Source organism: Pseudomonas gingeri (assembly GCF_013386115.1).
Lineage (GTDB): Bacteria > Pseudomonadota > Gammaproteobacteria > Pseudomonadales > Pseudomonadaceae > Aquipseudomonas > Aquipseudomonas gingeri.
In genome coordinates this window covers 236,948-244,253 of record NZ_JACAOR010000019.1, presented here as the reverse complement: position 1 = coordinate 244,253, position 7,306 = coordinate 236,948, and the positions used below count along the sequence as shown (strand labels likewise).

The window sequence follows — 7,306 nt, the reverse complement described above, 5'->3', positions numbered from 1 at the left end:
CCCATCTCGATAACAGCAATGGTGTCCTCACCGGCGCCGCTGGCGTGACCCTGGATCTGCTGGGGACGTTGACCAATACCAATGGCACGCTGGGCGCCAACGACAAGTTGTCCGTTGATGCCGTTGGCGCTGTCTTGAACGACAAGGGTGGGCTGATCGCCAGCCGCAATGGCGACCTGCAACTGAAAGCCGCCAGTCTCGGTAACGCCAAGGGTTCGCTCCAGGGCAAGGGGGCAGTCGATCTCGACGTGAGCGGCGATATCGATAGCCAGAGCGGCAAGATCATCGCCCAGGATGGTGATCTGTTTATCAAGGCGGCCAATCTCGACAGTCGCGGGGGCGTGCTCTCCAGCATCAAGGGGGCCTTTGAGGCACATGTCGTCGGGGTCTTGAAAAACGGCTATGACCTCGACAACAACCGGCAAGGCGGGCTCGTTCAGGCCCAGCGTCTGAGCCTGAGCGCATTCGGTGGTGTCGATAATTACGGCGGTCGCATCGCCGCGCAGGCAGGCGATACCGTGATCGACGCGGGTACCGGCAACGTCGACAACCGCAATGGCGGTGTTTATGCGACGGGGCTGATAAAGACCAGCGGTAACAGCCTCGACAACAGCGGTGACAGCGGCGGACAGCTTGCCGCAGGCCAGATCGACCTGAGGCTCAACGGCGACCTGAACAACCGTAAGGGCATCATCGAAAGCAGCAGTAACCTTTCGATTGCCGCGGCCAGTGTCGACAACCAGAACGGCCAGCTCCGCGCACTGGGTGCCAGCGGCAAGACCGAGTTCCAGATTGGCGGCCTGTTCGATAACCGTAGTGGCCAACTGGAAATCGCCAATAGCGACCTGAGCCTGGACGCGGCCGGTTTCCAGAATCAGGGTGGTAGCCTGCTGCACTTGGGTAATGGGACCCTGGATATCGCCACCGCGAATGTACTGAACGCCGGTGGCAGTCTGGTGACCCGGGGCGACCTGACCCTTGTCGCGGACAGCTGGACCAATAGCAGCATCATCCAGGCTGGGCGTTTGACCCTGAATATCGGCACGCTCAACCAGATCGCCGGCGCCCAGTTGCTGGCGTCCACCCGCCTGAGCGGTACCGGTGGCAACTGGAGCAACGACGGGTTGATCGCCAGTGATGGCAGCTCCGACCTGAGCCTGACCGGCAGCTACAGCGGCAACGGGCGCTACAGCAGCCTGGGCACCCTGGGCCTGAGTACCGCAACGGTGAGCCTGGGTAGCAACGCAAGTATCGCGGGCGGTGCAGACACCACAATCAATGTGGCGGGGCTGCTTGGCAACTATGGCCGGATCACGTCTGCGGCGGGAATGACGGTCACTGCTGGTGGGATCAACAACTACGGCACTCTGGGCACCACCGGTAACCTGCGTCTGAGTACAGCGAATCTGCTGAACGACAAAGGGCTGATCTTCAGTGGCGGCGACATGGCGCTGCGCACCGATACGTTCACCAATCGTTATGCCGATGTGTACAGCTTCGGCAACCTCGGCATTGCCAAGGATGACAGCAATGGCCAGGGTTCATCGATCAACAATATCTCGTCGACGATAGAGAGCGGTGGTGACCTGAGTCTCTCGGCTGCTCATATCGAGAACCGCAAGGATGTCTTTCAAGCAACGGGGGGTATGGTTTCGGCCTACATCGGCATACGTTGCTACAGCTGCTCGATGTTCGTTCCAGCCATAGGACATCAGGAAGATGGTTATCTGGTATGGGTCCAGAACTACAAGTCTCAGATTGTTCAGGATTCGGCATCCGCCAGCATGACAGCGGGCAGGAACTTCCAGGCTAATGGCCAGGAGTTTCTCAACTCAGCTTCTACGGTGAGCGCGGGTAACAACCTGACCCTCAATCTGCAGACGTTCATCAACCAAGGGGCATCCGTCGGCGATTACAGCATACGGCGTTCGTTCTTACCTAACGTAGATCTTCGCAACATGAATTTCTGGGTGTCGGTGATGAACTACGACGCCGCCAACGATCCTTCGGTCCAGTATTTTGCCGGGCTTCCCAGCCTGCATGCTTGGAACGCCAACAATGATGAGTCTTCTTTCAGGATATTGTCGAAGTCTGGAGGTCGAGGAGATAATCCTTACACCTCTTTTGGTATCGTTCATGTCGATGGGAACCCTGATGTCAGGAGTATTTCTCCGGCGCACTACAACCCGAACGGCCCTTTTGCCGAAGCCCCGGCCGCTGTACAAAACGCTACTTTCTTTGAGAACACCCTGACCTACAACAGCCCATCTACCTATGCCAACGCAGTTGTGCAGGCGGGTGGTGCGGTCAATATCACGGCAACGCAAAACCTGACCAACAGCGTCATCCGTGAAGGCGTGGTAATCGACGGTGTCGCCTCCCGAGTGGGTTCGACACAGGTAGGTAACAGCACCGCTACCCTCGTCAATATCAATCGCCAGTTGCCCCCTGATCTTGCTCAGCAACAGGTCAACCCGCTGGCACTTCCTGGCTTCAGCCTGCCTACCGGGCAAAATGGGTTGTTCCGCCTCAGTGATGCGGCGAGTAGCTCCCCAGCCGACCAAGGCCCTCAAAGCTGGACCCTGAGCGGCACCAGCCTGAGCACCGCCCAACGACAACAGATTCAGCCCGCTGCGCAACTGACAGCGGTCGCGCTCTCGGACAACACCCAGACCGGCAGCACCGGCCCGTTGCCCCTTGCCCGTGTCCAGGGCCTGCCCAGCACTACCGGCCAGTCCCGACCACAGAAATACCTGATCGAAACCAACCCGGCGTTCGCCGACCTCAAGCAATTCGTGAGTTCGGACTACCTGCTGTCGAGGCTCGGTTACAACGACGAGGACAGTACCAAGCGCCTGGGCGATGGTTTCTATGAACAGAAACTGATCCAGCAAGCGGTGGTCGCGCGTACCGGACAGCGTTTCATCGATGGCCAGACCTCGGATGAAAGCCTGTTCAAGTACCTGATGGACAACGCTGTCAGCAGCAAGCAGCAATTGAACCTCAGCGTGGGCGTGAGTCTGACCTCCGAGCAGGTTGCGGCCCTGACCCACGACATCGTCTGGATGGAAAAACAGGTGGTGAACGGTGAGGAGGTGCTGGTACCGGTGCTCTACCTGGCCCAGGCCAATAATCGCCTGGCGCCGAATGGGGCGTTGATCCAGGGCGCGGATCTCACGCTGATTGCTGGCAAGGACCTGAACAACGCCGGTACGCTGCGGGCCAGTAACAACTTGTCTGCCACAGCGGGCAATGATCTGGTCAACAGCAGTTTGATCGAGGGCGGCAATCGTCTGGATCTGTTGGCGGGGGGCGATATCGTCAACAAGGCGGGCGGCATTATTGCCGGGCGCGACGTCAGTATGGTTGCAATCGCCGGCGATGTGATCAACCAGCGCACGGTGGTTGGCAATAACATCAACTACCAAGGCTATAACGGTCGCAATGAGTACGCCGATAGTGGCGCCCGGATAGAGGCGGCGAATGATCTGACCGTCAAGGCGGCGCGGGATTTTGTCAGCACCGGTAGCACTCTGAAAAGTGGTGGTGACACAACGATCACTGCGGGGCGGGATGTCTTTATCGCCTCAGCCGAACAGCACAACAGCGTTGTGCTGGGTGCCAAGAGCAGCAGCATTACCCAGTACGGCTCGAATGTGACGGTGGGGCGTGACTTCTCTGTCCAGGCAGGGCGTGATCTGGCGGTGGTTGCCAGTCAGATAGAGGCAAAACGTAACGTCGATTTTGGTGCGGGCGAGAACCTCACGGTGACTTCGGCTGCCGATGAACTTCATTCGTATTCCAAATCGAAGAAAGTTACGGCACAGGAAGATCACGTCAAACAGATTTCCAGTGTGGTGAGCGCGGGGCAGGACATTACTTTTAATGCAGGCAAAGATATGGCTCTGGTCTCGAGCCGGATCAATGCCGGTAACGAAGCCTATCTTGCGGCGGTTGGAAAACTGGATGTACTGGCAGCCCAGGACACGGATTACTCGCTGTATGACAAAAAGGATAAGGGTAGTTGGGGGAGTAAGCAGACCAAACATGATGAGGTGACAAAAATCACCAACGTTGGTACCCAGATCACCACGGGGAGCGACCTGACGCTCGTCAGCGGTGGCGACCAGCGTTATCAAGTTGCGAAGCTTGATAGTGGCGCGGACTTGACGCTGAGGAGCGGAGGCGCCATTACTTTCGAGGGTGTCAAGGACCTGAGTCAGGAGAGCCACGAAAAGACCAATAACAGCCTCGCCTGGAACTCCTCGAAGGGTAAGGGGCATACCGACGAGACTCTGCGCCAGAGCGAGTTGATCAGCAAGGGCGACCTGGCGATCACTGCCGCCAAGGGCGTGCATATCGACATCAGGCAGATTGACCAGAAGACGGTCAGCCAGACCATTGATGCCATGGTTCAGGCAGATCCTCAACTGGCTTGGCTCAAGGAAGCAGAGCAGCGCGGCGACGTCGATTGGCAACGTGTGAAGGAGGTCCACGACTCCTTCAAGTACAGCAACTCCGGCATGGGCATGGGGGCGATGCTGGCGGTGGTCATTGTCGTGACGATAATCACCGCTGGTTCGGGAACTGCCGCGACTGTTGGTTCCACCGCCAGCGGGGCCGCAACAGCCGTAGGCGTCAGCACGACGACCGCAGCAGCGATCGGTGCGGCTGCGTCCGCGGCCTACACCGCTGCCGTAGTCCAGTCCGTTGTCAGTACGATAAACAACAAGGGCAATCTGGGCGCGGTTCTCAAGGATGTAACCTCTGCGGAAAGTATCAAGGGGTATGTAACAAGCGGGCTGGTTGCGGGCTTTGCATCGGGGGTCCTGGACAAGGCGTTCGGTGTCTCCGCCGAAGACGCCAGTAAGGCTACCCACGGTTTCGACCTTGCCAACACCAGTGAGCTGACCAAGTTTGCCGGCTATACCTTGGCTGAAAAGGGCTTTGGCGCGGTCACCAACACAGCGATCAATGGTGGCAGCCTCAAGAGCAATCTGGCACAGGCCACCATCAGCGCGGCGGCTGATGTCCTGTCGGCCTCGATCTATAACCGGCTGGGCACGCAACTGGAGTTCACCGGTGTACCGGCCAAGGTCGGCGCGCACGCGATTGTCGGTGGCCTGATCGCCGAGGCGGCGGGAGGCAGCTTCCGTACCGGTGCCCTGGCAGCCGGTGCCAACGAAGCCTTTGTCGCATCGGTCGGTGACAAGATCTTCGTGGGCGACATGCATGATCAATTGCTGGCGATGACCTCGCAGTTGATCGGCGTAACCGTTGCGGCAGCAGCAGGCGGCTCTGACAAGGACCAGGAAGTGGCGGGCTGGGTAACCCAGCAGGCCACCAAGTTCAACAGCCTCGATCACCCCACCGCCGAGCGCCTGCTCAACGAGTTGAAGGCGTGTAAGGCCGGTGGCAATTGCACCGAAGCGAAACAGCGCGACCTGGTCAGCAAGTTTGAAAAGATCTCGGCCGAACGTTCGCAACTGATCGACCTGTGTGAAAGCCGTGCCTGCGTCGAAGGCCTGCAAGCCAACACCATTGCCATGGATGACCCCGTCGCCCAGGAGCTGCTCAGCTTCTACAGGAACAAGGTTTCCTATGACATGGTCGGGATGCTGGCAGGCAATCCCGGGCTGATCGCACAACCTGCCCAAGGGTACGACCCTTGGGGGAATACCTATGTCACCGATGACCAGATCATCACCGCCAAGTACATCAAGGAAGGCTGGCTGACACCTGCCGAGAGCGCCAATCTCAAGGAGTGGGAGAACAAGACCTCCTGGCTGGATGATGCGGCGGGTCGCAAGCTGAGTGTGGCTGAAAGAGCCGCCATGATCAGCAACATGGGCAATACGTTGCTGACCGAAGGCTGGGGCACCAAGGTCACTGCCAGTATTGGCAAGGGTGGGAAGACCGGTAATGGGGTCTCGGAAGATGCCGATGGCTTCGGCGTGAATCCAGGAAAAGGACCGTGCTGCTTCGCTGCGGGTACCATGGTTGCTACGCCCTCGGGAGACCGGGCAATCGATTCGCTTAAGGTCGGTGATATCGTTTGGAGTAAACCTGATAAAGGTGGGAAGCCGTTTGCAGCGGCCATTCTGGCAACTCATTACCGAAACGATCAGCCGATCTATCGGCTCAAGCTGGAAAACATCCGTGCGGATGGTCTGGCAGAAGCTGAAACGCTGTTAGTAACTCCGTCTCACCCCTTCTACGTACCAGAACGGCGGGACTTCATTCCGGCCATAGAGCTGAAACCGGGCGATTTGCTCCAGTCGCTCAGCGATGGCGAGGGTGAGAATGCTTCGACACGGGTGACATCTCTGGAGCTGTTTCTTCCAGTGGGGGAAACGTATAACCTTACGGTCGACATCGGACATACGTTCTATGTTGGTAAGCTGAAAACGTGGGTGCATAATACTGGTACTAATGCACCATGCTCGATTGATGGGCGGCCGGTTGCGGTTTCGGGAGAGGGTGCAAAAGGATCTTTGAATACCTTGGAAGGTGTTCCTGATCGAGTCCAGTCCCGAGTCAACTTAGCTAATGATGGTATGGAGCACTTGGCTTCACGTCACTTGTCGGGCAAAGTAAATGCAAGCCAGTTTTCTATCGGGGAGCTTGAGTTGCGTGGTCTTCTGCAAAGCAAAGCGGTTGTGAGTACACCTGTCACACGAATGGTAGACAGTGCTGATGGTGTGCGCTATGTGCGCGAAGTTGATGTTGGGCGTTCTATTGGTACGGATAAATTCAGTGGTGGACAGTCAACCTCGATAATGACTGTTATGACTGATAAATTTGGGAATCTAGTAACAGCATTTCCAGGGGTGCTCAAATGAGCTCTCGTGACCAAGTGCGAGCGGATTTGCTGAGCTCTATGGCGTCGATGTTTTCAGGCGGCACTAATCCTCTGCTGTTGGCTGGTCTTAAAGCGGCGTTTCCCTGGTTGTCTTTTGCTCTGATCGTAAACTGGATTCCTGAACAGGCTGAGGATATTTACTGGGTGCTGATCGACTTAGATCGTATTGCAACTGTAGAAATCTCGCGATTAAGTAGTGGCTTGGAAGACGTATCAGTCGAAGTGTTAGATTTAAATAAATATAAGGAGCGCCGCCTTTCCATTGAGAACCGCCGAAAGCTCGAGGTTGCGATTGATCTGATGAAGGAAAATTACGCTAGCTAGAGGTTTTCTCTAGTGGTGCAAAAGCAATAGACGACTCTGCATCCTATGCTAAATGGTGGGACGATCTAGCACAGCCAAAAAACTTAACTGATAGAGAGGCTAGAGCTCGGTATTTATCTA

Annotated in this window: 2 protein-coding genes; both read left to right on the top strand. The window is 57.0% G+C overall.

Annotated elements, in window-relative coordinates:
- A partial coding sequence (locus tag HX881_RS32490; RefSeq protein WP_425503560.1) for a DUF637 domain-containing protein occupies positions 1-6,842 on the top strand: 6,842 nt, incomplete at its 5' end.
- Positions 6,839-7,186, top strand: a complete 348-nt coding sequence (locus HX881_RS32485; RefSeq protein ID WP_017124721.1) for a hypothetical protein — start codon at positions 6,839-6,841, stop codon at positions 7,184-7,186. The genes HX881_RS32490 and HX881_RS32485, both read left to right, overlap by 4 nt.
- Positions 7,187-7,306: the final 120 nt, after the last annotated feature.

What these genes read in the sequence shown, in the direction of transcription:
- HX881_RS32485 (WP_017124721.1), top strand. Translation starts at nt 6,839, where the DNA reads ATGAGCTCTCGTGACCAAGTGCGAGCGGATTTGCTGAGCTCTATGGCG.